We start from the raw sequence: 20,880 nt of genomic DNA, 5'->3' as shown, positions 1-20,880 counted from the left end.
TTTGAGTATTTGAGTATTTGAGTATTTGAGTATTTGAGTATTTGAGTATTTGAGTATTTGAGTATTTGAGTATTTGAGTATTTGAGTATCGACCCATTTTTATAGCTACAACAGCTATCAGTTGACGAAAACACTTAGCCGTAGCTTGCATTTCAGTATAGCTATGTCCAGATTTTAGGAGGTTAGCGATAATCTTACGTTTCTCGGAATCTTTCATACGTCCTGAATACTTATCTTCTGTATTAGCACGAGCAATACCTTGCATCTGACGGTTACGCCGATCTTCATAGTCCTTTCTAATAGCAGCGAGCATATCAAGTAACATTGAATTGATGGCTTGCAACACGCTACTCATAAATTCAGTACTATTCTCAGATTGAAGCGCCATATGTGAGGTCGGCAGCTCTTTTGATACGACTGCCAACTTTTTCTCTGATAGCATTCTTTTGAGAGTAACCTAATCAGCTTGTTTCAAACGTGCTAAGCGGTCAAACTGCTCAACCAAAATCACATCGCCTTCGTGGGTTTGAAAAATGAGATAGTGTATCGCCAAGATAGGTGTAGTTTGATTTTTACTGTCAGGCTGCGTCACTAAAATCCGCGAAGTTTGTTACTACGGATTTGATAGTAGAGATCAGATGGATTGACCATCAGTTCGTCATACACAAAGAGTTGTGCCACAAGTCTACAACCCTCCATTATTATTTTCAGAGTGAAGACTTACCTGAGAGCTACCTTCTTGATGCTCATCTTTATTCTCTTTAAGGTTGGTCCGGCTCTCGTTATTTTGTTTTGTTCTAATACCATTCAATTCAAGGGCCGCTGCAAAAGCATGCTTATCAGGCATACTAATATGGTTTTCATTTTCTAATGGCCTATCTCTTTCAGATAAATGAGCAACTGATAACAGTTGATCGTTTTTTTGCTGGTCTTTAGTATTGAAAGTATCTACTAGAAGATATAAAGAGACTGGAATTAAAAAAATTGCTATTATTATTCTTTTGGTGAGCGCCTTGTTAGGACGAGACTTCCATTTATACAGTGGTGCCAATAACATGAGTACGCAAATAATGGCTAGTAAAAAATTAAAGAAGGAGTCTGCGATGGAATTAAATACATTAGCAATCATAATCTAATCCTTATGCATTACTTAACTTTTTTATTTGTATTGTTTCTAGGTTTAGTCTAAAAGTCAGTTCTAAAGTGGGCTGATAGATAACATATAGTTAAGTCTTTATAACGTTATTCCAAAGCTTGGTCGCAAATGTGTCATCGTCATGGACAATGCCAGATTTCATAAGAACAAACGTATCAAAAAGCTATTAAACCGACACGGTCACCGTATACTCTGGCTACCGCCTTACAGTCCTGATCTAAATCCTATTGAACACAAATGGGCTGAGGTAAAAAAGCTCAGGCAGGGCTGGGGTGAGAATGATCTAAATCATTTATTCAGCAATGTCTGCTGTTACAACTTTAAGTTGGATTGACTATATCTTATTTAAGATCAGATAAAATAAATGACTATTTATTGAGGATATGAGTCTTTATGAATTATTGACTATATCTTATTTAAGATCAGATAAAATAAATGACTATTTATTGAGGATATGAGTCTTTATGAATTGTTGATCGGGATTTTCTAAATCATCATTTTAAACCCCTATAACAAATCATAATTTGATCTTTTGATAACAAATAAGGTAAAGATTTTTTTAATTACATTGGGATTTCAGCCATTCGCTTAATTTAATAATATCATCCTGATTATTCTTTAATTCCTTGCAAACGAAGTAAAATTGGTCCCCTGTTAGAAACTCGTGCATTGGAATTCTAACGATATTTTGTTTATAAGCGTCATCCTGCATCATATAATTATTGGTAAGAGTAATGCCCAGATTGTACCTTGCGGCTTCTATCGCTAGTAGTACATGACTAAAATGATTTATCTTTATATCGCTTGGCAATTCAAATCCGCCTGCCTTACACCACCGCAGCCAATCCTCTGCTGTATTCACGCTTGTATCTGCATATCTCACAGACAATATTGGATGCCGCCACAATGCGTCAGGAAGGGGTTTATCTCTTATTTTCTCCCAAAGCTTTTGACCACACACAGGATATAAAGTTTCAGTAAATAAAAACTTACTGATGAAAGCATGTGGAGGAGGATCGACGGTGATATAACAATCGGCCCTTTGCTCATTATAATCAGAGGGATGATTAACCATATCTAAAGTGAGTTCTATTTCTGGATACTGTCTATAGAAGTCTTCTAGTCGAGGAATCAACCAATTCACTGCGACTGAACTGTACAGAGCTAAGCGTATATGCCCAGGTTTTCCATGTTTAATAATCTGACTACTATCTGAAAGTAGACCCAATGCGCCACTCACATCTGTGAAATAACGCTCACCAACCTCTGTCAACGAAAAGGTCCGGCCTTGCCTGTAAAACATTGCTTCCCCAAGATACTCTTCAAGGATGCGTATTTGGTGACTCACGGCACTTTGTGTCACATTGAGGCTTTCTGCTGCTTTTGAAAAGCTGTTAAGCCGTGCAACGGACTCGAAGCACTGTATTGCACGCAGCGGTGGTAAATCCATTATTACCTCAGGTAATACTAAATATGTTTTATATCATTATACATCATACCGTTACTTGAATATACTGCCTAACAGATCGTTAAATCAGCATGAACCCATTGGGGTTTTAACAGTTTCTGAATTCTGAATAGGGCGGGGAGGCTAAGAATGCCAAAGATGAGTGTTGCATTTGCCATGACGCTATTGGTACTAGGAAATATCATTGCGGTCTTCTCAGACGCCTTGATAAAGGCCTTGCCCTCTGAGACGGCGGTATATCAATTTATCCTGTTTCGTCAATGCACAGCGGTTTTAATGCTGTTGCCATTTTGCTTAATTAATAAAAAGAACAAGTTATTCAGTAATATAAAATGGCACTTTGTTCGTAGTCACGTGTGGTTATTGGGTGTGATATTCATGGTACTGTCTCTTCAAGCACTGCCTCTTGCGACTGCGAATGCTATTTTTTATGCCGCACCTTTATTTGTATTACCACTGGGTTTTTTATTTTATAAAGACAGATTAAATTTTCCGACTATCGCAGCCTCTATATTAGGTTTTGCTGGTATCCTCGTTATTGTACAACCGAAACAGATCAATTTAGGGGCGGTGTTTGCCCTTATAGTGGCGGTAACCATGGCGCTAAACAATCTGTTAGTTCGTAAACTTCCACAACATCATACTGTCTATCAAACGCTACTTTTGACCAATTTATTAGGAATCCCATTCGCGCTTGGTTTGGCTATTTGGGAAGGACAGCCATTTGATTGGCGCTCATTGATTACGGCCGCCAGTTCAAATATATTCATTTTGATTTATGCAGGTATATGCGTACAGGTGTATCGACACATTGAAGCGTACAAAGTCTCTAGTGCGGAATACTCAGGTTTAATAGGGGCGGTGGTGGTTGGAATCATATGGTTTAATGAAGTGCCAAATATGACTTTGTTAGTAGGGTCTGCGCTGATTATTCTACCTTTGATATGGCTGGCTACTCTTGAATCTATGAGGTTTAGACAAAAAATTGGGTAGGATAATAGCTTTTAAAACCTAATCAAGCTGACGTGCCATAAATAATAAGAAATAATAAAAGTTATGAATAAGACTAAAATGTTATTTAACGTTTACATCGGTTCATGCTTGACGAAACTGTAGATTACTTGTTAAACACTATAATAAGTCGGTTGCATGATTAAAAACTTCCAAGTTGGTTCTTATATATCTAATAGTATCGTGTCTATAAAAAAGACAAACTGTTATTTAAAATACCTCAACTATTCAGCTGTTAGCCCTGCTTTAACACCCGATAAACCGTAGCCACCCCAACACCAACCGCCTTAGCAATCTCCTCTTTCGTCATATTGTTTTGACTGGCCAACTCTCTAATACGATTATGTTTCACTGTATTGGCTTTCTTACCTGTGGGCTTATAACCACTATTCGCTAACCCCTGCTTAATACGCTCTCTACGCTTATCGTTATCAAGCTTTGCCATCGTTGCTAACAAGTCGATCAGCATATGGTTAATCACTGCTAGGATCTCACCTGTCATGCCCTTACTTACCGTATGTGTGGTTGGTAGATCGGCCACCACCAATCGCAAGCCCTTGTCTTTGATGCGCTGCTTTAGAATTGCAAAATCATCTTGAGATAGCCTGCTTAATCTGTCCACGCTTTCAACCAGCAGAATATCGCCTTGATCAGCGTCCTTTAATAGCTTAGCTAATACTGGCCTATCGAGCTTTGTACCACTGAAATGCTCAACGTACTCAACATGGTTATCGTTATAGCTTTGGCTAAAGCTAATCAAGTCAGACAAGGCTCTCTTAGCGTCTTGATCCTTAGTGCTGGCTCTCACATAAATACGAACGGTCATAACGCCACCTATATTATTTAGACTTAATAACCAATGTTCATTGATAATAATAAGATATTACTATCATTTAACATTAATAACAAGCCTAATGATAGATATATTATCGTTTAGAGGTTTTATTTTTTAGGTATAGGCTAATGATAGGAAAAAAGCACAGCAGCCAGTCTTATAATTCAAAAGTCTGTTATAGATGGTTCCATGCTAACAGTCTGCTTTAAGTAGTCTGTTAATAGGTTTGAAGGGTGAAATAGGTGGTTCCCTTAGGGTATACCCAGAAAACTATTTTATCGCCGAGCGTTTTGGTGGTGATCCTTATTGGAATAAGTTTTAATATGTCCGATTTAATAAACTGAGCAGTTTTTGAAGTCGCTGTAAAGCTTAAAACAATACTGTTAGTATTAATTTAAGACACCCATCAGTTATAAGGACATGCACTATGGATCTAACATCGCTCGGTATGAAAGCTATTCAGGACTTTGATGGCATTCGCCAAAGCCCGTTGCCTCAAGAGCGCCTAAAAGCAGCTCGCAAACATGCAAATGCCTTTAGAGAACGCTTTATGGATGAAGCGCCGGTACAGTTTTATCAAAGCGCCGACATGGTGCGTGTTCCCTATCCTACATGGTACGCCTATAGTGGCGTCTATGCCCAGAGCACTTATAAATTTCCTTATCTTCATATTCTAAATCGTTTGTTTATCGTGCAGTATCGCGACTTTTTGGGTGAAATGAAAACGCTGTTATTTTCTCCTTCCGATATTGAAGCAGACCGCGAAACACCATTTTTTAAGCGCTTAACGGGGAAAATGCCAAGCTGGACATCGCTTGAAAACGTCGTTGCTCCTGTCATCCGTGACGTGGTTGGCGCCTTAGCCGAAATTGGCTTATCTCCTGAAGACGTTGATTACATCAGCTACGACCATCTACATACCCAAGATATACGCCGTTGGTTAGGCACTAAAGATAAAGCTGCTTACTTTCCCAACGCCAAGTTATTAGTCCATGAGCAAGAATGGCAAAGTACCACAGCACTATTGCCAGTGCAGGCAGATTGGTATTGTCCGAATGGTATCGAAGGCGTCGATCCTGACAAAGTCATCAAGTTTACGGGTAGTATCCAATTAGGGGAAGGCTTAGCACTGGTACATACCCCAGGACACACCGAAGGTAATCACTCGCTGGTGGCGCGTGTACCTGACGGCATAAGAGTCACATCAGAGAATGGCGTCGGTGCCGATGCTTATGCACCAATGAACTCAAAAGTAAATACTATTCGCCGTTATGCTAAAGAGACGGGTATGGAAGTTATCCTAAACGGCAATACGCTAGAAGGCAGTAACGAGCAATATATCTCGATGGTTATTGAAAAAACCATCGCTGGTCCCTCTAACAACCCTGACTTCCCTAATTGCGCTTCAAGCAGTGAAGCGACCCCTTATTGGTTGTTTCCTGGGCACAAAGTCAGTCACCTGATTGGCGAGGCAAAGTTTGGAAGCTTACAGAGAAAATCGGTAAAACAGCCAAGCTCAATAGAACAAACAAGCGCGGTAAAAGACAGCTCATTGCAAAAGGAAAGCGCTTGATGAATTACTTTAGCAATAAGACCGTTTATATCACTGGTGCCGCCTCCGGTATCGGACTTGAAACGGCTAAGCAGCTGATCCAAAAAAATGCCAACCTGGTACTGTTTGATAGGCAATCGCTTGATGAAGCCGTTGTCATGCTGCAAGGCTTGAACAAAAATAAAGCTTCGATCGTGAGCTATGAATTAGATGTCGCCGACGCTGATATGACAACCAAGAAAATCGCCGATGCGGCAAGTAAGCAGTCACCTGACATCTTGATGCACTTTGTCGGCATTACCGGACCTTGGACATTTGATGAAATGAGCCAAGAACAGTTCGAGCGCGTGCTGACTATCAATCTATTCGGAACTCGTAACGTTTTGGCTGCTGTGCGACCGTTTTTATCACGCGGCGATCAAGTCATGGTCACAGCCTCCATGGCGTCTTTCACGGGCAGTTATGGCTACAGCTCTTATAGCGCTTCAAAATTTGCTATTTGGGGTATGATGCAATCCCTCAGCTTTGAATGGAAACCACTTGGTATTGACGTCACAGTCTTTGCCCCACCACCGATAGATACACCGCTGACCCAAGCAGAAGTTGGTGTGATGTCACAAGCGGGCGTTGGAATGAAAAAACTGGCTGGAGAATTAAAAATTGACGATGCCGTGAAATCTATGCTTGAAGGCGTAGAAAAGCGGCAGTTTTTGGTCGTGCCAGGCGTCATGGCAAATTTAATTAGATTGCAGTTGCGCCTCTTCCCCGTCAGTTGGGTTAATTGGATAGGCAATAAAACGGTCGCTTTTTCGCTTAAAAAATAACGGCTGCTAAAAAATGCAACTTAATTAAACTTAAATGTGTACGCAATATAAGGCAGGATAGAATCATTAGGATTAGCTATTTTTCGATAACATCCAGCCCTAATTTCATCCAACGAACAGCCTGTTCTCGATGTTCTGTTAGTGCATTCCATAAAGCGTCCTCACTTGTGATGGAATGCACACCAGCTGCACAATCAACCATAAGATTGCTATCATGATCATCGAACCATTGCTCACTTTGATAATAAGTGAGTAGTTCAGATAATAATGTATCAGCCTCTAACCATTTTTCCTGAGCTTGTTGTATTTGCTCATGTAAGCTATGCCAACGTTCAAATTTTTTTTGAAGCTCTTGTACATCAAATTTGCTCATTATATCGATCCAATCAATAAGTGTTTTTAACATTTATAGTAATTTAAAATTAAAAAAAATGACAATAGGAATGATGTCTTAAGCTAACATGACGTATTCTGGCTTATGGCTATCACTACTATAGTTATATAAATAAACATGCAACCTATTGAGCAATAATATGACAAAACTACTAGCAGTAACGCCGATTATTTTATTACTAACAGCTTGTGAGACAATATCTCCTACGGAGAATATTAGTAATTCAAAAAGTACTTTTACTTGTGAAGATGGCGGAAAAGTAATGACAGCTTATTCAAACGATGGGCAAGTCGCTAACTTAAATATTCGCTTGCCAAAGATTGGTTTAAATAATAAAAACGTTACTCTTAACCAAGCAGTTTCAGGTTCTGGCGCTCGCTATACTAACGACTCAGATCCTAACATGAGCTACGAGTGGCATACTAAATCTGATTATGGGATTATAAGTATAAGTAAGAAAGATGGGCAAGATTATAGCGTTAACTGTGAATTATAAATTCTAATATCGGTACCCTTAATTAGAGATCTTGCTACTGTGTTATGCGCAATAGCAAGATTTTTTAGCTCAAAAATGATCTGTATTTAAAGCCTTCTCGATATCTTCTTTAGACTCAGCACCGATCTCTCTAAAAATATCAATCATATCATTGAGTGAAAATTGACCACCTGACACAAGCTACCATAACTCGTCAACTACTAACAGATCTTGGCGGTCATAAAAGTTGCGCCAACGCTTATAATTATTATCCGTTCTCGACTCAGGGTTATAAGGAATGGCGATGTAGGTTTGAATTTTATCAGGTGTCCTAAATTAGTTGACCACTACAATTTTTTACTTACAACACGCAACCTTTTTAACACACGTTAATTATAAATCTCGATTTTCAGGGTGCTAATATAATTGAGTAATACTTAACTTAGATAACGTAAACCACTGATTCTAATAATTTTCATTTTGTATTATCACAGCTTATTGTTTATCTAGATTTTGCAATCTTTACTTAATGGGAGATATTATGCGTGCTTTAACCTATCACGGTGCTAAAGATGTGCGAGTGGACAATGTCCCAGAGCCTAAACTGCAAGAAAAAGATGATGTTATTTTACGTGTGACTGCGACTGCAATTTGTGGCTCAGATTTACACCTGTATCGTGGCAAAATGCCTGCAACCGAGGAAGGCGATATCTTCGGTCATGAGTTTATGGGTGTGGTTGAAGAAGTAGGCTCTGAAGTCACTGCGGTTAAAAAAGGCGATAGAGTTGTTATTCCTTTTGTTATTGCATGTGGTAACTGCTTTTTCTGTCAGCATGACCTAATGTCCGCTTGTGAGACTACAAATACAGGCCCAGGCGCTGCTATTAATAAAAAAATAATTCCGCCACCAGCTGCTTTATTTGGTTTTAGCCATTTATATGGTGGGATTCCTGGTGGACAAGCAGAATTTGTACGGGTTCCTAAAGGTAATTTTGGTCCGTTCAAAGTACCTGGCTCACTGTCAGATGAGAAGGTTTTATTTTTATCAGATATTTTACCAACTGCTTGGCAGGCCGTAACTAATGCCAATATTACTAAAGGTTCAACCGTAGCTATTTATGGTGCGGGTCCTGTGGGGTTGTTATCAGCAGCTTGTGCCAAAATGTTAGGCGCTGAGCAGATCTTCGTGGTAGATCATAATGACTACCGTTTGCAGTATGCCAAAGATACGTACGGGGCTATTCCGGTTAATTTCGATAAGGTAGATGCTGCTGAATTCATCATTGAACAGACCAAAGGACATCGCGGCGTTGACGGCGTTATTGATGCGATTGGCTTTGAAGCCAAAGGCAGTATGCTAGAAACAATAATGACCAATTTGAAAATTGAAGGGTCAAGTGGTGCAGCTTTACGTCAATGTATTGCAGCTGTGCGTCGTGGCGGGGTCGTTAGTGTTCCTGGTGTGTATGCAGGACCCATTCATGGTTTCTTATTTGGTGACGCTTTTGATAAAGGGCTTACTTTCAAAATGGGCCAAACCCATGTACACAAGTATTTACCACAATTATTAGAGTATATTGAAAATGGTGATTTATCACCTGAAGCTATTATTACTCACCGTATGAATTTGTCTGACGCTGCTAAAGGTTATGAAATTTTCGAAAAGCGTGAAGAAGAATGTCGTAAAGTCATTTTAACTCCTTAATTTTTCAAATTTACCCTTAACTTTTAACATTTAAAGGTTAGGTCATAGCTGCTTTAACGAGATTATCTTAAATAATGGTTATCGCTAAAACAGCTAGTAAAAAAATCTTTAACTTATTTTTCTCTGCACATGACAAAAAAATCATTCCCAACCGATTTTCATGGGTTTAGGGGTTAAAAAACTAGCTAACTATCGAAATACAGTCTTATCATTGTTAAAAAATACCAAGCGAAGGCCCTCAATCAAAAAATCTAGGCCAAGCGCAAACAAACTGGCTTAAGGGCGAGAGTTTGACTTCAACTTGCATTTTAACGGCTCATCTTTCTCTTTATAAATACCGACATGATAAGCCCAACAAAATGCTAATGCATTCACTGCGAGTAATTTACTGACCCGATCAAGATGGGTTAAGTGGGTATCTTCAAGGTTAAAGCCACGCGCCTTTAAACAAGCAAATAAATTCTCAATTTCCCAACGCTTAGCATAGCTCGTCATCGCATCCACTGTTTCTAGTTGATTGGTTGCGACAATCACTAAACCGTGGTCTTCATCACGCTTGGCACGATATATATATCAAACAAAAACAAACTTAGTCATTAAAAAAACCATTCTTATGTCGCATGAATCAGTTTTCACTAGGGCATACCCCAAGATAACCAATCAGGCGCTTTCACTGGTTCGGCACCCTACATGGGACTTAAATCTTTGGCTGTGGGCTAGTGGTAGCAATGGTTCAAGTGACAGTAGTGTACTTCATGGTGTACTTACCATACACATTTTATTTGTGATCGATGCGCTATACAGCATAGAAATATATGCTTACAGCCTAGGTTGAGTCATTGTTCTACGTAGTTCTTCTAACTTCTTTCGTTAAGCTCTGAATTAAGCACACTAATAATTAATTGCCTCAGCCAGTTATGCGCCGCATCACCCTCACGGCGTTGATGCCAGAGCAATTTAAAGTCGAATGATTCAATTGGGAAAGGCGGTTCGAATATTTGAACCTGTGAGTTGCTATCAGTCATATCAAAGCTACGCCGCGCCGCTGTCAAAATCAGGTCGGTACCAGCCACTAATTGATTAGCAATTCCCCAATGTGGCAAAGTCATTACAACATGACGACTTAATCCTGCGCCACTAAGTGCACGTTCAATCTCATTATTAGCACCTGATTGCATGGCAACGAGGATATGCGGTCGAGCCAACCAACTATCTTTATCGAGAATACCACTCTCTGGCAAAGTGCTTTTGTCTGCCAAACAAGCAAAAGACTCAACAAACAAGGTGTGCATACGAAGCGCTTCTGGCACTTTATCTGAGAAGACACCGAAAGCCATGTCAGTTTCACCATCGAACACATTCGCCATCATCGCTTCGCGGCTTCCTTGACTCACCTCAAGCTCAATATTAGGCGCAAGCACTCTCAATGAGCGCACCAAACTCGGCATAAATACACGCGCGCCATAGTCAGACATAGCCAGACGAAATACTCGCTTCGCACTGAGAGGGTTGAATTCTGGTGTTTCAATCAACGCACCAAGCTGCTCTAGAACATCAGTCAAGGGCAGGATTAACTCGCTCGCTCGCGAAGTCAATTCCAATTTTCCTGAACGTCGAACCAATAGAGGGTCATCAAATAGGGTACGTAAATGGACCAGCGCGTGGCTAACTGCCGGCTGACTTTTATGTAACCGGAGAGCGGCTCGTGATACGTGCTTTTCTACTAATAATGCGTGCAACGTCACGAGCAAATTAAGGTCAATACGTCTTAAGTTATTCATATGACGAATAGTGAAGTAAAAAAACAATAATTTCAATTCAAATTTTTAATATGAAATAATTCTTCCAGAGAATTAAATAAATCTGGAGCAAACGTATGAATCTATCACTTACTGGTATCTCTTTTGCCATTATCGCCTTAGTTGCTGGCGCTTTAGTCCCTCTCCAAGCTGCAAGTAATGCTGAATTAGGCCGCGCTCTTGGACATCCTCTTTGGGCTACAGTAGTGTCGTTATTGGTGAGTGTGCTTATAGCAATACCTGTCATTCTCGCTATGCGTGTCCCTGCGCCAATATTAGGTGAAATTGGACAATTACCAATGTGGGTCTGGTTTGGTGGCATAGCTGGCGTCATCTATATTACATCCGCATTAATTCTAGTCCCTCGCCTGGGCGCAACTCGCTTTATTGTTTGCGTGATAGCGGGTCAAATGCTTATTTCATTAATATTAGACCAGTACGGTCTTATGAATTTACCGGTGAAAGAAATAAATGCTGGGCGTTTAGTAGGTGTTACTTTCGTTCTACTAGGCATGATTATGGTGCTGTGGCTCACGCCTTCATCTCCCAATTTAGGTGATGTTAAAGCTAACATAACGGACGATTTAAATACGATAGAAAGTGCGCCGACAAGCAGCGCTAAGTCTATTTATCATTTTGAAAGCTAGTGATTCATAGCTCAATGCGTAAGCAATGGGGATTAAGTGCTTAAATGCCATTTGGTGATTTAGTAATATTGTTGAGCTTATAAAAACTAATAGAAAGTCTAATTTAAGCATACTACGTGCATTTTTTGGATATTGCCGAAGTATTCATAAGTATTTGAGATGGTATAACCATGAAAAGAATCAACGTGTTAGGTACATCGGGTTCAGGGAAATCTACGTTTGCCAAAGCTCTAGCAGATAAGCTTAACTGTGCATATGTTGAAATGGACGGATTATTTTGGCTGGATGATTGGCAGCATGTTGATGATGAAACTTTTATCAAACATATTGAAAAGGCGCTAGATAAGCCAGCGTTTGTATTAGATGGTAATTATAGTCGGACGATACCTATAAAATGGAAAGATATCGACACCGTCATTTGGCTGAACTATTCGTTCCCATTAGTGTTGTCTCGTGCTTTCAGGCGTGCCATATTTAGGACTATGAGTAGAAAGAAGCTGTGGGATACCAATAATGTAGAGAGCTTAAAAAGACTATTTTCCAAAAAATCTATCATATGGTGGACGATTACAACGCATAAGAAAAATCGTAAAAAGGTTCGTCAGTTAATAAACAAACCTGAATACCAGCATATTAAATTTATTCAGTTTACTAAGCCCATTGAGGCTAAAACGTTTTTGAAAAGTTTATAACATTTACCCACAGAAAGCTGGCTGTTCGATGCCTGTATAGCGCATCGATCAATATGACCCAGAGGTAATAAAGTAATGATCAAACAAAAAAGTTTTAAACCTTATTCATCAGAAATATTACCAGTAGGATTCGTTTATCCTGCTGCTTACATCCAATTGACAAAAAATACAGAAACAGTCAAGTCTGATGAGTATTTTCAATGGTGGTTCCTAGACTCTACAACTGAAGGAGCGAAACTATCATATAGTCTTAGAAACAATAAAATTAAGGATTTTAACTTAGTTCCATTCGCTCAAAACAGCGAATGGATGGCTTACTTTGATGGCGATGATTGTTCAGGTGATCCAAGAGTAATAGTAGTTGATCTTACTTATTTGCCTTCATTCATGATATTCGAGAATTTTAATGAATGGCTTACTAAAGCTGAGCAGGATTACTGGTGACAGCTAATCTTAAGCTTGATAAGCTAACGTTTTGTACACCATGAAGTACACTGTGACTATCTCAGCAAGTTAAAACTTTGATACCATCATCCTACAGCCTAGTGTTCAAGCCCTCACTAGGGAACTAGACCAGTAAAGACGCCTGATCTATTTCACTAGGATTTGAGCAAAGGGCTTTAAGTTGATATCTTTTACATATTTTCAGACTTGTTCTTGGTTGGTGGTACCGAGTAGGTTCCCACAACATGGGCAACTAATTCGTCAGATCCATCTGAGTATAAAGAAACCTCACCTACGACTAGACTTCTTCCAACTTTTAGCAGTTTGCACTCAGCAATAATGAGTGATTTTGCAGTTGGTTTACGTAAAAAGTTGATAGTTAGACTCGTGGTTACTGCTAATGGTACTATGCCAATTCTACCTAAGATAGCCACATAAAGAGCCACATCAGCAATTCCCATCATTACAGGTCCCGATACAGTACCTCCAGGTCTCAACTCATCTATACCAATATCATGGGATAAAATTGACCCACTGCTATTTACTGCCTCAATCTTGTACTTTGCTTGAGGAAACTCAGACTTCATGAACTCAGCTATCTCTTCCTTGGTTGCTGACATATGGCTTCCTTTAATCTAACTGTTATTGGCACCTCTATTCTATCCTAACTTTCCACCTTACTTCGATAAAAAGTTATAGAGCCGTTTTAGGTCAGAGCACTAGTTTTAAAGTGCTTGACGGTTTGATGAGAGGTATACCTAAAAAATATCGTTGGTCTAATTGAAGACAACCTTTTTTCGATAATATCGGGGCGGTTTAATCACACTTTCCCACCCACACCCTTAAACTTCTCAACAAAAGCCGATATTTTCTGAAAAACGCTTTGCTTTTTGGTTAGGTACTGCGGATTAAGAGGACTTAGCTTAGGTAGGACCTCATTTAACTCCGTACCATTCTCACTGGCGTACTCACGCTTTAAAGATGCGGTTATATAACGCTTAGCTGCCTCTTCATTCAAATTTTCAGCGGCAATCATATCTTTGACTTCACGTTGCTGTTCTACCTGAGCATAGCTAAAGAAGGCATCAATAATGCTGGATTTATCAGGGATACTATCTAAGTTGGTTTGATTGATGAAATCCACCACTAGGCTCTCTTTGGCACGGTTACCAAGACTTGCCCGAATCAAACGACGCACTTCTTCCACCAAGGCTGATTTATCTTTGGTGTTTTTATTATGCTCGAAAATCAATTCAAGAATATAATCAAGATTGATCTCTTGTGATTTGAGCAAATCTATCTCAAACACCACGTCATCCCAATCAATCGAGGACTCATCTTGCTGGTCACCCGCCTTTTCACGACGTAGCCAATCACGTATGTCGTTATAGGTTGAGCGATAATCTTGTACTTCCCGTTCAGCAGGTACTTTAATGGCTTGCATCGCAGCTAAGTCATCGTCGTTTAGGTAGTGCTCATCCTTAAACGTCTCAACAGCGTCAGCATCGGTCATATCCAAGTCTTGCACTGCTTTTAGGCTTGCAAACTCATCATAGTTTTGTAAGATATTTTCGACACGCAAATACTCACCGAATAACTTAGCAAAGTCCTTCTTGTCAGACTCTTTGACAATCTCATCAGGATTAGGGAAGCGTTGTTGCAGCTCTTTGACCACTTCCAAATAACCGCGTCGCGCTTTGCCAGTGGCGATATCGGTAAAGCCTTCTAAATATTCCTTATAGCTCTTCTCCAACACCACGTTTTTAGTGTTTCTATCGCCAAACAAGGTGATGGCATCAATGGTCGCTTTTTCTAAGTCTCGAAAGGTCACGATGTTGCCAAAGGTCTTAGTGGCATCATAGATACGGTTGGTACGTGAGAACGCTTGCATTAGACCGTGATAGCGCAGGTTCTTATCCACGAATAGAGTGTTCAAGGTAGGCGCATCAAAACCTGTTAAGAACATACCAACGACAACCAGTAAGTCTACTTCCTGCTTAATGACACGCTCAGCAAGGTCGCGGTAGTAGTTCTGGAAGGACTTGCTGTCTACGCCATAGTTGGTTTTAAACATCGCGTTATAGTCGCCAATAGCACTGCTTAAAAACTCTTTGGCACTGCTGTTCATGGCAGTAGGCTCAAAACCTTCATCGGGGATATCACCCAATGCATCCTGTTCTTCATTGGCGGCAAAAGAGAAGATAGTGGCAATCTTTAACGGTTTGTCGCTGTCCTTTTGCAAGTGGTTCAAAGTTTCATAGTAAGCCTTAGCAGCGTCTACACTACTGACAGCAAACATGGCGTTAAAGCCTTTGCCACCAGACTTTAGACGGTGGGTTTTCTGTCGATAGTGCGTTAACACGTACTGCGATATCTCTTGAATACGATCAGGGTGCAATAACAGCTGCTTATTCTCTGCTGCAGTCAGTTTCGTCTCGTCCTGCTCGCTTTCAATGCCGCTAAACTGTGGGCGTACGTCGTTGTAATCGACTTTAAACTTCAATACCTTCTCATCACGAATGGCATCTGTGATGACGTAGGAATGTAGCTCATGACCAAACACTCCAGCGGTCGTCTCAGCCCCTAACGCGTTCTCTGGAAAGATAGGCGTCCCTGTAAAGCCAAACTGATAGAACTTTTTAAACTTCTTCTTCAGGTTCTTTTGTGCTTCACCAAACTGGCTACGATGTGCTTCATCAAAAATGAACACTACTTGTTTATCATAGATGGGCAAGTGCCCCTCACCTTTGATGAGGTTATTGAGCTTTTGAATGGTGGTAACGACAATTTTATTATCGTCTTTATCAAGGTTAAGCTTTAGACCTGCGGTACTGTCTGAACCGTTGACGCTCTCAGGGGAGAAGCGCTGATACTCTTTCATGGTTTGGTAATCAAGGTCTTTACGATCTACCACAAAGAATACTTTATCAATAAAGGGCAGCTCAGTCGCCAAACGTGCAGCCTTAAAGCTGGTTAAGGTCTTTCCTGAGCCTGTGGTATGCCAAATAAAGCCGCCACTCTCAAGAGTGCTCCAGTTTTTGGCTTGATAGGCACTGTTTATCTTCCACAAAATGCGTTCAGTCGCCGCTATCTGATAGGGACGCATGACCAATGAGGTATCGCTCACATCAAAGACGGTGTAATGCATGAGCACATTCAACAGGGTATGCTTTTGGAAGAAGGTAGCAGTGAAATCTTTTAAATCTTTGATTAAGGTGTTGTCTGATCGCGCCCAATTCATGGTGAAATCAAAGCTGTTTCTATTGCGCTTGGTGGTATTGGCAAAGTAGCGCGTGTCTGTACCGTTTGAGATCACAAACAGCTGTATGTATTTATATAGGGAGTTATCAGAGTTAAAGCTCTCTTTGCTATAACGATGTACTTGATTAAAGGCTTCGCGGATAGCAACGCCACGCTTTTTAAGCTCAATTTGTACCAATGGCAGCCCATTGACCAACACCGTGACATCATAACGGTTCGCCTGTGTGCCTGTTTGGGCAAACTGTTTGATCACCTGAACTTTATTGCGTGGGATATTCTTCTTATCGAGTAGCGCGATATTCTGCAAGCGTCCATCGTCAAACGTAAAGTCATGGATATGATCATCATGGATCTTACGGGCTTTATCAGTGCTGTTATCGCTTGGATTATCGAGATATTCCATCACAAAGCGTTGCCACTCATCATCGGTAAACTGCACGTTATTTAACGCCTGCAGCTGAACCCGAACGTTGGCCAACATGGTTTTGGGGGAGTTTAAACCAGCGACAAACTCATAACCTTGGTTTTGTAAGTCCTTGAGTAATTCGCGCTCTAAATCGTCTTCGGTTTGATAGCCTCCATCAGGCTGATCACACTTAGTATATTTATTGAGGACGATAAAATTGTTTGATTCAGCAATCGTTTTGGTGTGTTCAGTCATGGTCTGTTACCTCAGCCTTTGGGAAGCTCAATAGCAGCTCACGATAATACTCATACTGCTGCTGACGCAACTCAATCTCACGCGGCAAGCCTTCAGTGAGTGAGGTGGTTAAGGTGTCGAATTTGTCTAAGATAGCTACAATGCGCTCTTGGTCTTTAAGTGAAGGGCTAGGTATTTTTATGCTGTTTAAGTTCTTTTGATTCAATTTTGGCTGTGCAGAGCCTGAAATATAAGGTGTTAGTTCAATACTATTCAAATAATATTCAACGTATCTTCTTTCTGCATATGTTTCAAACTTGAGTACGTGCGCATGGTTATTTACCCAGTTTTTCCCACTAATACTAAATGCTATCGGGGTGTTTCTTGCTGTTAGATTTGCACCATCTTCAGAAATCAATAAGTAATCACCATCAAAAATATAGTCTTTGACATAATCAACAATGCCCGATGCCCCGTAATATGGAATGCTACCTGACTCTCTCAATCCACTGGTGATAGGCTTGCGTTTACAATCAAGATTTTCTGCCAGACTTCCTAAGGCTTTCCAGTCAACCTCGCCTTCTTCAAAAGTTAATAACTGATCACGATAGTAGGCATATTGCTGCTTACGTGCTACAAGCTCTGCGGTAAGCTCTGCGGTAAGCTCGGTAAACGTGTCTAAAATTCTTACGATTTCGGCTTGGACGTTGAAAGGTGGGATAGGGATTTTCATATCTAGAACATCAGCCATACTCGGATGTTGGATACCCGAGCCACGATAAAAACTATCTAGCACCTTTGTTTGACTCATCAACCAGTAATACAAAAACTTGTTTAACAGCCTATTAGTATCATTGGATGTTGCTATACGATTATCTGCTGTGACGAAAGAACCCTTATAATATTTAATCACATCTTTAATAGGACGTGATTTACCCCAAGGAATTGTTACTATTTCACCTTCATGAAGATATTTGCCTGCTAATTCTTTTGTTGTCCAACCAGTTCGTTCACCAGTTGAGAGAAGGAAAATATCACCATTATCTTGTTCTAAATCAAAAAGTTCTGCCGCAAGTAAATATTGATAGTTAATAACTTTAGGTTGTTTTTCTTTAGCAACCGCATTAAATCTTTTATCCCAAGTAGTAACTTGCCATAACGCCATCCACTCGACTTCACTATCTTTAAGAAATATCTTCATAAAACTTGTATTGCTCATACCTCGATCTCCGTAACGATAGTATCAATCTCAGTACGTAGCTGGGTAATCTTAGCAACCGTATTTTTTAGCTCAGCATTGAGAGTCGTGATATCAATCACTTCACGCGTGTCTTCAGCTTCTACGTAAGCGTTTACCGATAGGTTGTAATCATTAGCAACGATAACACTATTGTCTATACTGACTGCTAAGTAATCGGTATCTGCTTTACTATCAAACGCATGCATAATCTGATCAATATATTCATCGGTAAGCACATTATTATTGGTTTCTTTTTTATACAGACCACTAGCATCTAAAAACTGAGTTTTATTATCCATTTTATGTTTTGATAACACTAAAATATTGACCGCAATAGAAGTACCAAAAAATAAATTTGGTGCAAGCGCAATTACTGTTTCTACATAGTTATTATCGACCAAATATTGCCTAATTTTTTTCTCAGCACCACCACGATAAAAAATACCGGGGTAACAAACAATCGCTGCACGGCCTTTGCTAGATAAATAGTTCAGCGCGTGGAGTACAAAAGCAAAGTCCGCTTTTGATTTGGGTGCTAATACGCCAGCAGGAGCAAAACGCTCATCGTTAATTAGGGTAGGGTCGTCGCTACCAATCCATCTCACGGAATAAGGTGGGTTAGAAACAATGGCGTCAAAAGGTTTATCATCACCAAAATGCGGTTCTAACAGTGTATTGCCAAGCACAATATTAAACTTGTCGTAGTTGATGTTATGCAAAAACATATTCATACGTGCAAGGTTATATGTGGTGTGGTTGATCTCCTGACCAAAAAACCCTTCTTCAATGATATGGTTATCAAAATGCTTCTTAGCTTGTAGTAACAATGAGCCAGAACCTGCCGCTGGATCATAAATCTTATTAACCGTTTCCTGCTTATGCATGGCAATTTGCGCAATCAACTTAGAAACGCTTTGCGGGGTAAAGAACTCACCCCCTGACTTACCAGCATTGGCTGCATAATTAGATATGAGATACTCATAAGCATCACCAAACAAATCAATTTGATTATCAGAGAATTGGTCTAACTTGAGACCTGCTACGCCTTTAAGCACCGCTGATAAGCGTGTGTTCTTATCGGCAACCGTATTACCTAAGCGGTTACTAGTGGTATCAAAATCAGCAAACAAGCCTTTAATATCAGGCTCTGAGGGATAGCCATTAGCTGAGCCTTCAATCGCTTTGAATATGGCCGCTAAATCGGTATTGAGATTTTCGTTTCTATGAGCGCCTGTTGCGATAGTGGCAAACAGTTGGCTTGGATAAATAAAGTAGCCTTTAGTTTTAATGGCATCGTCTTTAATATCATCAGTAATCACACTATCAGGAAGCGCGGCATAATTGACGCTATCATCGCCTGCTTCGATATAACTAGAAAAGTTCTCACTTATAAATCGATAGAATAGCGTACCCAATACATATTGCTTAAAGTCCCAGCCATCTACTGAACCACGAACCTCGTTTGCAATCTGCCAAATTTGGCGATGTAGTTCGGCACGTTGCTGAGTACTTGTCATAATAAAATCCTATAGGAATAATGATGGGGCTAGAAGCCCCTTATATTTTGTGTAACTTAAATCGTTATTGAGTGCGCTTTGATTAAGGGCAATATACCTTAGCACTGCTAACCGTTTTTGGTTCTATTATATGATACTGATATAGGAAACAGTGCTTGTTTTGCCATGGGCATTTTCTTTGCAGCTTGCTTCTACGTCTGGCTTAAGAAAACAAGCATCTGATGATACTAGAAAGGAGCACAGCGTTCGACGATATGTATAATTTTTTGAGTTTTTTATACATATTCTTTTTATAGGTATAAAAAAACGAATTTTTTATACCTATCGCTCAACCAACTTTTCCTCAATCATTTCAGTCAACAGCTCAGTAACCGTTTTTCGGCTCTCAAGCGCATACCGTTTAAGTGCAATATGTTTATCTTCATCTAGGTTAAAATTCACGCGTACCGTCTTTTTGGGACTGTCCGTCATATCCGATAAAGTCAATTGATCCTTAACGTTCTTACTAGGACGACCTGCTGATAAACTCATGACTTACTCCTCACCAAAAAATGTTTGAATCTCACTGACCAATGCAGTTATTTCTTGTATCGCATTGCTATTAAGCGATTCGGTATCAAATACTGTCTTACCAAGAGCCGCACTATTAGGATAAGCGACTCGCTGCATTACCCGCGTCTCTAATACCGGGAGATTATAATCAAGCAGCGCGGTTGCCACCTCTTTACCAATATTGGTATTTTGAATGGCGCGTGAGACGACAAACGCCGCCTTTAGTTGGCCATCCATCATCTCTATACGCTGCTGCACCAGATCAACCAAATCGCTGGTCGCCCAGATATCATAGGGGCTCGGCTGCACCGGAATCAATATAAAATCAGCCGCTTTTATAGCAGAAATAGCCAAACTAGTAGCTTGCGGCGACCCATCGATCACCACATAATCTTTATCAGATACACTTTTTAAATCTTTATCAAGTGTTGGTCTGTCGAGCCCAATTACCGGTACCGGATTGTCTTCATCAACCGCTCTCCAGTCACGCGCACTGCCCTGCTGGTCGCTATCTACTAGCAGAACACTATGGCCTTTCAGCTGTAAGCCACGAGCCAGATGCGTTGCGATGGTAGTCTTACCGCTACCACCCTTTTGATTTAATACCGCGATTACCTTCATAAATACAGATCCCTGTAGTATGTATTGAGTATATAAGTATATAAGTA

At 40.2% G+C, this 20,880-nt stretch carries 21 protein-coding genes and 2 pseudogenes; 9 read left to right on the top strand and 14 right to left on the bottom strand.

Annotated features, from left to right (window positions below; translation table 11 throughout):
* The 3 genes and pseudogenes from JMX48_RS13265 to JMX48_RS13260 form a co-directional block, all read right to left on the bottom strand.
* Positions 1 to 442: pseudogene (locus JMX48_RS13265) on the bottom strand (hypothetical protein); the annotation flags it as partial.
* 15 nt (positions 443 to 457) lie between these two features.
* A complete protein-coding gene (locus tag JMX48_RS14190; RefSeq protein WP_264298306.1) occupies positions 458 to 592 on the bottom strand; it encodes a hypothetical protein in 135 nt (44 codons plus the stop codon).
* A 93-nt stretch (positions 593 to 685) separates the two neighbouring features.
* Positions 686 to 1,129 carry a hypothetical protein gene (locus JMX48_RS13260; protein ID WP_201538578.1) on the bottom strand — a complete coding sequence of 148 codons (444 nt, stop codon included), beginning with the start codon at positions 1,127 to 1,129 and terminating at the stop codon, positions 686 to 688.
* A gap of 115 nt (positions 1,130 to 1,244) precedes the next feature.
* On the opposite strand from JMX48_RS13260, the gene JMX48_RS13255 reads away from it, so the two are divergent.
* Positions 1,245 to 1,490 (top strand): transposase, encoded by a 246-nt coding sequence (locus tag JMX48_RS13255; RefSeq protein ID WP_320158150.1) that lies wholly within the window; start codon positions 1,245 to 1,247, stop codon positions 1,488 to 1,490.
* Positions 1,491 to 1,715: 225 nt separating this feature from the next.
* On the opposite strand, the gene JMX48_RS13250 is transcribed toward JMX48_RS13255, so the two are convergent.
* Positions 1,716 to 2,606, bottom strand: a complete 891-nt coding sequence (locus tag JMX48_RS13250) for a LysR substrate-binding domain-containing protein (protein ID WP_025650898.1) — start codon at positions 2,604 to 2,606, stop codon at positions 1,716 to 1,718.
* A 147-nt stretch (positions 2,607 to 2,753) separates the two neighbouring features.
* Between JMX48_RS13250 and JMX48_RS13245 the strand changes: the two genes are divergently transcribed.
* On the top strand, positions 2,754 to 3,617 hold the full coding sequence (locus tag JMX48_RS13245; protein ID WP_201538576.1) for a DMT family transporter: 864 nt from the start codon (positions 2,754 to 2,756) through the stop codon (positions 3,615 to 3,617).
* Between the two features lie 253 nt (positions 3,618 to 3,870).
* On the opposite strand, the gene JMX48_RS13240 is transcribed toward JMX48_RS13245, so the two are convergent.
* Entirely contained in the window at positions 3,871 to 4,461 is a 591-nt protein-coding gene (locus tag JMX48_RS13240; RefSeq protein WP_144296423.1) for a recombinase family protein, read from the bottom strand.
* Between the two features lie 436 nt (positions 4,462 to 4,897).
* Here JMX48_RS13240 and JMX48_RS13235 point away from each other — a divergent pair, with 436 nt between their 5' ends.
* The gene (locus JMX48_RS13235; RefSeq protein ID WP_201538574.1) at positions 4,898 to 6,043 is read left to right on the top strand and encodes a hypothetical protein; all 1,146 of its coding nucleotides are present in this window, start codon (positions 4,898 to 4,900) and stop codon (positions 6,041 to 6,043) included.
* Entirely contained in the window at positions 6,043 to 6,846 is an 804-nt protein-coding gene (locus JMX48_RS13230) for an SDR family NAD(P)-dependent oxidoreductase (RefSeq protein ID WP_201538572.1), read from the top strand. Before JMX48_RS13235 ends, JMX48_RS13230 begins: the two co-directional genes overlap by 1 nt.
* 76 nt (positions 6,847 to 6,922) lie before the next feature.
* Here the strand turns inward: JMX48_RS13230 and JMX48_RS13225 are convergent, their stop codons facing one another.
* The gene (locus JMX48_RS13225; RefSeq protein WP_201538570.1) at positions 6,923 to 7,219 is read right to left on the bottom strand and encodes a DUF4298 domain-containing protein; all 297 of its coding nucleotides are present in this window, start codon (positions 7,217 to 7,219) and stop codon (positions 6,923 to 6,925) included.
* A 160-nt stretch (positions 7,220 to 7,379) separates the two neighbouring features.
* Between JMX48_RS13225 and JMX48_RS13220 the strand changes: the two genes are divergently transcribed.
* Together JMX48_RS13220 and JMX48_RS13210 are read left to right on the top strand one after the other, a co-directional pair.
* The gene (locus tag JMX48_RS13220) at positions 7,380 to 7,736 is read left to right on the top strand and encodes an MliC family protein (RefSeq protein WP_201538568.1); all 357 of its coding nucleotides are present in this window, start codon (positions 7,380 to 7,382) and stop codon (positions 7,734 to 7,736) included.
* Positions 7,737 to 8,256: 520 nt separating this feature from the next.
* Positions 8,257 to 9,420, top strand: a complete 1,164-nt coding sequence (locus JMX48_RS13210) for a zinc-dependent alcohol dehydrogenase (protein ID WP_200663390.1) — start codon at positions 8,257 to 8,259, stop codon at positions 9,418 to 9,420.
* 336 nt (positions 9,421 to 9,756) lie between these two features.
* Here JMX48_RS13210 and JMX48_RS13205 read toward each other — a convergent pair.
* A pseudogene (locus tag JMX48_RS13205) lies at positions 9,757 to 9,924 on the bottom strand (transposase); the annotation flags it as partial.
* 353 nt (positions 9,925 to 10,277) lie between these two features.
* Positions 10,278 to 11,201: a LysR family transcriptional regulator gene (locus JMX48_RS13200; RefSeq protein WP_201538564.1), complete on the bottom strand. Its 924-nt coding sequence runs from the start codon at positions 11,199 to 11,201 to the stop codon at positions 10,278 to 10,280.
* A gap of 95 nt (positions 11,202 to 11,296) precedes the next feature.
* Between JMX48_RS13200 and JMX48_RS13195 the strand changes: the two genes are divergently transcribed.
* The 3 genes from JMX48_RS13195 (at position 11,297) to JMX48_RS13185 (ending at position 13,002) form a co-directional block, all read left to right on the top strand.
* Positions 11,297 to 11,866 carry a DMT family transporter gene (locus JMX48_RS13195; RefSeq protein WP_201538562.1) on the top strand — a complete coding sequence of 190 codons (570 nt, stop codon included), beginning with the start codon at positions 11,297 to 11,299 and terminating at the stop codon, positions 11,864 to 11,866.
* 170 nt (positions 11,867 to 12,036) lie between these two features.
* A complete protein-coding gene (locus JMX48_RS13190) occupies positions 12,037 to 12,558 on the top strand; it encodes an AAA family ATPase (RefSeq protein WP_201538560.1) in 522 nt (173 codons plus the stop codon).
* 75 nt (positions 12,559 to 12,633) lie between these two features.
* A complete protein-coding gene (locus tag JMX48_RS13185) occupies positions 12,634 to 13,002 on the top strand; it encodes a hypothetical protein (protein WP_201538558.1) in 369 nt (122 codons plus the stop codon).
* Between the two features lie 191 nt (positions 13,003 to 13,193).
* Here JMX48_RS13185 and JMX48_RS13180 read toward each other — a convergent pair whose 3' ends face one another.
* From JMX48_RS13180 to parA, 6 genes are all read right to left on the bottom strand, one after another.
* Complete coding sequence (locus tag JMX48_RS13180; RefSeq protein ID WP_201538555.1) at positions 13,194 to 13,622, bottom strand: PaaI family thioesterase; 429 nt, start codon at positions 13,620 to 13,622, stop codon at positions 13,194 to 13,196.
* 200 nt (positions 13,623 to 13,822) lie between these two features.
* Entirely contained in the window at positions 13,823 to 16,924 is a 3,102-nt protein-coding gene (locus JMX48_RS13175; protein WP_201538553.1) for a type I restriction endonuclease subunit R, read from the bottom strand.
* Complete coding sequence (locus JMX48_RS13170) at positions 16,917 to 18,122, bottom strand: restriction endonuclease subunit S (RefSeq protein ID WP_227688029.1); 1,206 nt, start codon at positions 18,120 to 18,122, stop codon at positions 16,917 to 16,919. Before JMX48_RS13170 ends, JMX48_RS13175 begins: the two co-directional genes overlap by 8 nt.
* Positions 18,119 to 19,660, bottom strand: coding sequence for a type I restriction-modification system subunit M (locus JMX48_RS13165; protein ID WP_201538551.1), 1,542 nt, complete (start codon positions 19,658 to 19,660; stop codon positions 18,119 to 18,121). Before JMX48_RS13165 ends, JMX48_RS13170 begins: the two co-directional genes overlap by 4 nt.
* 321 nt (positions 19,661 to 19,981) lie before the next feature.
* Entirely contained in the window at positions 19,982 to 20,191 is a 210-nt protein-coding gene (locus JMX48_RS13160; protein ID WP_201538548.1) for a chromosome partitioning protein ParB, read from the bottom strand.
* A 3-nt stretch (positions 20,192 to 20,194) separates the two neighbouring features.
* On the bottom strand, positions 20,195 to 20,833 hold the full coding sequence (gene parA / locus JMX48_RS13155; protein ID WP_201538546.1) for a ParA family partition ATPase: 639 nt from the start codon (positions 20,831 to 20,833) through the stop codon (positions 20,195 to 20,197).
* Positions 20,834 to 20,880 lie beyond the last annotated feature (47 nt).

This window comes from Psychrobacter immobilis, assembly GCF_904846225.1.
GTDB lineage: Bacteria > Pseudomonadota > Gammaproteobacteria > Pseudomonadales > Moraxellaceae > Psychrobacter > Psychrobacter immobilis_F.
The sequence above is the reverse complement of the archived record's forward strand: the minus strand, read 5'-3'. Positions and strand labels throughout refer to the sequence as shown.

What these genes read in the sequence shown, in the direction of transcription:
- JMX48_RS13260 (WP_201538578.1), bottom strand. Translation starts at nt 1,129, where the DNA reads ATGATTGCTAATGTATTTAATTCCATCGCAGACTCCTTCTTTAATTTT.
- JMX48_RS13250 (WP_025650898.1), bottom strand. Translation starts at nt 2,606, where the DNA reads ATGGATTTACCACCGCTGCGTGCAATACAGTGCTTCGAGTCCGTTGCA.
- JMX48_RS13245 (WP_201538576.1), top strand. Translation starts at nt 2,754, where the DNA reads ATGCCAAAGATGAGTGTTGCATTTGCCATGACGCTATTGGTACTAGGA.
- JMX48_RS13240 (WP_144296423.1), bottom strand. Translation starts at nt 4,461, where the DNA reads ATGACCGTTCGTATTTATGTGAGAGCCAGCACTAAGGATCAAGACGCT.
- JMX48_RS13235 (WP_201538574.1), top strand. Translation starts at nt 4,898, where the DNA reads ATGGATCTAACATCGCTCGGTATGAAAGCTATTCAGGACTTTGATGGC.
- JMX48_RS13230 (WP_201538572.1), top strand. Translation starts at nt 6,043, where the DNA reads ATGAATTACTTTAGCAATAAGACCGTTTATATCACTGGTGCCGCCTCC.
- JMX48_RS13225 (WP_201538570.1), bottom strand. Translation starts at nt 7,219, where the DNA reads ATGAGCAAATTTGATGTACAAGAGCTTCAAAAAAAATTTGAACGTTGG.
- JMX48_RS13220 (WP_201538568.1), top strand. Translation starts at nt 7,380, where the DNA reads ATGACAAAACTACTAGCAGTAACGCCGATTATTTTATTACTAACAGCT.
- JMX48_RS13210 (WP_200663390.1), top strand. Translation starts at nt 8,257, where the DNA reads ATGCGTGCTTTAACCTATCACGGTGCTAAAGATGTGCGAGTGGACAAT.
- JMX48_RS13200 (WP_201538564.1), bottom strand. Translation starts at nt 11,201, where the DNA reads ATGAATAACTTAAGACGTATTGACCTTAATTTGCTCGTGACGTTGCAC.
- JMX48_RS13195 (WP_201538562.1), top strand. Translation starts at nt 11,297, where the DNA reads ATGAATCTATCACTTACTGGTATCTCTTTTGCCATTATCGCCTTAGTT.
- JMX48_RS13190 (WP_201538560.1), top strand. Translation starts at nt 12,037, where the DNA reads ATGAAAAGAATCAACGTGTTAGGTACATCGGGTTCAGGGAAATCTACG.
- JMX48_RS13185 (WP_201538558.1), top strand. Translation starts at nt 12,634, where the DNA reads ATGATCAAACAAAAAAGTTTTAAACCTTATTCATCAGAAATATTACCA.
- JMX48_RS13180 (WP_201538555.1), bottom strand. Translation starts at nt 13,622, where the DNA reads ATGTCAGCAACCAAGGAAGAGATAGCTGAGTTCATGAAGTCTGAGTTT.
- JMX48_RS13175 (WP_201538553.1), bottom strand. Translation starts at nt 16,924, where the DNA reads ATGACTGAACACACCAAAACGATTGCTGAATCAAACAATTTTATCGTC.
- JMX48_RS13170 (WP_227688029.1), bottom strand. Translation starts at nt 18,122, where the DNA reads ATGAGCAATACAAGTTTTATGAAGATATTTCTTAAAGATAGTGAAGTC.
- JMX48_RS13165 (WP_201538551.1), bottom strand. Translation starts at nt 19,660, where the DNA reads ATGACAAGTACTCAGCAACGTGCCGAACTACATCGCCAAATTTGGCAG.
- JMX48_RS13160 (WP_201538548.1), bottom strand. Translation starts at nt 20,191, where the DNA reads ATGAGTTTATCAGCAGGTCGTCCTAGTAAGAACGTTAAGGATCAATTG.
- parA (WP_201538546.1), bottom strand. Translation starts at nt 20,833, where the DNA reads ATGAAGGTAATCGCGGTATTAAATCAAAAGGGTGGTAGCGGTAAGACT.